The organism is uncultured Nitrospira sp. (genome assembly GCA_902500695.1).
Lineage (GTDB): Bacteria > Nitrospirota > Nitrospiria > Nitrospirales > UBA8639 > Nitrospira_E.
Window position 1 is genome coordinate 1 of the sequence record CABVRQ010000102.1, and the last position, 2,839, is coordinate 2,839.

Genomic DNA, 2,839 nt, shown 5'->3' on the forward strand with positions numbered 1-2,839 from the left:
CATTCACCTGTTTCACTGTTCCATCCTTACATGACATTGGATTGATTTATGAAGGGTCTTGAATTCGGTATTGAACAATTCCGGGTAACCGAGGAGCCGTTTTATCAGGAAGTGAACGGGGAAATTGACCTGTTCTCCGTCGGGGCAAAAAACAAGATTCCAGTCATGCTGAAAGGCCCTACTGGATGCGGGAAAACCCGCTTTGTCCAGCATATGGCTCATCGGCTTAACCGGCCCTTGATCACCGTCGCATGCCATGAAGATTTGACGGCATCAGATTTGATCGGACGATACCTATTAAAAGGTGAAGAAACCGTGTGGGTGGATGGTCCGCTCACCTTGGGAGTCAAACATGGCGCCTTGGTCTATTTGGATGAGGTGGTCGAAGCCAGAAAAGATACGACGGTGCTGATCCATCCATTGAGTGATGACCGACGGTTTTTGCCAATTGAAAAAAAAGGGCAAATTCTTGAAGCCGTAGATGATTTTTTGCTGGTGATCTCCTACAACCCCGGATATCAAAGCGTCTTAAAAGAGTTAAAACAGAGCACCAAGCAGCGCTTCATGGCCATTGAATTTGGTTATCCTCCCAAAGATATCGAGACCAGGATCGTGGAGCATGAAGCCCAGGTCTCCAGGGACATTGCCATCCGGTTAGTCAAATTGGGTGAAAAGGTACGAAATCTCCGTAACCATGGCCTGGAGGAAGGTGTCAGTACCCGACTATTAATTTACGCCGGGACCTTGATGCAACAGGGCGTTGCCCCCGAGCGGGCTTGCGATGCCGCCATTACCCGCCCGATTACGGACGACACCGATATGCAACGCAGCATTCAAGAACTCGTCAAGGCAATTTTTTAGACTGAACCGACCAACAAGCTGCTACCACGACTACGGACAGGCCGTAACGCTCAAAAAATAAGACCAGACCGCACTTCATAAGCACTGGAAGTTTAAAAACGACACTTTCCATAGACCCGCCCGACTGGATTTCTTTGTAACAAGACTCCAAAAACCTTGTTCGACCTTTCAAGCCATTTCCAACTAAATTGTGAATACTCCAGCTCTCCGCATTTTCTTGATTTGAGAACACCTATCCCTTCTATTTCCTGGCCTTCCCTGAGTCGACTGGGTCCTCATGACATTTCTGCGGGCTAATGAAGAAAGATGGAATTGACTCCCTTAATTCCAGGTTTTGGACAACCGATACGGTAATAGGATTACCCGCATCTGAGATCGCACTCATGGAACCTCAAAAGAACTGATTGATCATCCTAGAGATCACAGCATGAAACCTAAAATCTCCCTCCACCCCATGTATACCTTGCTTCGAGATGGGAAAATTGCTGAATTCAATGCCCGGTACAAGACCGGGGAGATACCTGACCTCAGCAATTGTGATTTCCGGAGTGTCGATCTGCGCGGCATTGAAGTGGCAAGGATGGATTTCCGGGGAAGTTATTTCCGACAAGCCGATCTTCGAGGGGTGGATCTTTCTCAATGCAATTTGGAGGGGGCCAGTCTCCACGGCACCAAGATCTCCGGCACACTGCTTCCCAAAGAACTCACGGCTCAGGAAATTCTTCTTTCGAACCAGCAGGGGACGCGTATGCGCTATGGCGTATAAATGCTCGTCCGCATTCTAATCTGACTTTCACGCGACATTCCTTCTACTTCAACAGCATTTCACATCTGGTAAGGCCACCAGGGCTTTTTCCCCTGGCGTTGGCTTATTCGTTGACACCTTTCACTCCTCAATCTTACACTGCCTTTCCCTGGATCTCTCAAGGAATTCTTATGAATCAACCCCAGAACATTATTGCCATCATCTATGACTTTGATCATACGTTGAGCCCGCATTACATGCAGGATCACACGATTCTTCAGCATGCCGAACTTGACCCGTCCACCTTTTGGAAAAGTTGCACGGCTCTGATCCAGGATCGGGATTACGATCAGGAACTTGCCTATATGAAACGGATGCTGGAGGAACCAGGCATCCGGACGCTTTCGAATCAAGACCTCCGGGATATGGGGAACCAATTGTCATTTTTCCCAGGTGTCCCCTCATTTTTCGAAGAACTCAACGGGGTGCTAAAGAAGGCAAAATATGAGGAGGTGCCCATCCGCTTGGAACATTATGTGGTCAGTTCAGGATTGAAGGCCATTTTGGAGGGAAGTGTAATTGCCGGCCAAGTCCGAGCCATATTTGGTTGTGAGTTCGACGAAGAAGACGGGCACATCAGTTTCCCCAAACGCACCATCAGCCACACACAGAAAACCCAATTCCTGTTTCGGGTCAACAAAGGACTGACGGATTTAAAAGAAGATGTCAACGACCATATGCCCGAGGAAAGCCGTCGGGTACCGTTCCGACAAATGATCTATGTGGGCGATGGACCGACAGACGTCCCCTGTTTTACCGTCATGAAGAAAAATGGCGGGTTCGCCTTGGCGGTCTATAATCCGGAAGATCAGACCCGTCGGTCCTTTGAAAAATGTTATCAGCTCACCTTTCACGCAGACCGGGTCCATTTCATGGCTCCTGCGGATTATCGCCCTGGCAGCCATCTCCGTCTCATCCTGGAAAAGCACATTACCGAGGTTGCCGATAGAATTGTCGATACTCGCCGGCAAGGGATTGAAGGCTCCCGCGTGCCCGCTCCTCTTCCATAATTATTCTTTATCCAATCCCCGGCCTCCCTCATTCCTTGGTCTCGGGTACCTCATTGCATAAGGTATTTTCGGTCGAGTAAGGTAAAAGGAGTTAAATGTCTCCTAACAAAAGCGACCTTCCCACCAGGAGGTGGAACATGTACACAGCACAGAGATCTTTCAC

At 48.8% G+C, this 2,839-nt stretch carries 3 protein-coding genes; all 3 read left to right on the forward strand.

From position 1 onward, the window contains the following. The first annotated feature begins 48 nt into the window (after positions 1 to 48). A complete protein-coding gene (locus AAH187_RS17225) occupies positions 49 to 861 on the forward strand; it encodes a CbbQ/NirQ/NorQ/GpvN family protein (RefSeq protein WP_342349719.1) in 813 nt (270 codons plus the stop codon). Between the two features lie 427 nt (positions 862 to 1,288). Next, positions 1,289 to 1,627, forward strand: coding sequence for a pentapeptide repeat-containing protein (locus AAH187_RS17230; RefSeq protein WP_342349720.1), 339 nt, complete (start codon positions 1,289 to 1,291; stop codon positions 1,625 to 1,627). Between the two features lie 170 nt (positions 1,628 to 1,797). Further along, on the forward strand, positions 1,798 to 2,676 hold the full coding sequence (locus AAH187_RS17235) for an HAD family hydrolase (protein ID WP_342349721.1): 879 nt from the start codon (positions 1,798 to 1,800) through the stop codon (positions 2,674 to 2,676). The last annotated feature ends 163 nt before the right edge of the window (positions 2,677 to 2,839 follow it).

Coding starts and splice junctions, on each gene's coding strand:
- AAH187_RS17230 (WP_342349720.1), top strand. CDS start 1,289: ATGAAACCTAAAATCTCCCTCCACCCCATGTATACCTTGCTTCGAGAT.
- AAH187_RS17225 (WP_342349719.1), top strand. CDS start 49: ATGAAGGGTCTTGAATTCGGTATTGAACAATTCCGGGTAACCGAGGAG.
- AAH187_RS17235 (WP_342349721.1), top strand. CDS start 1,798: ATGAATCAACCCCAGAACATTATTGCCATCATCTATGACTTTGATCAT.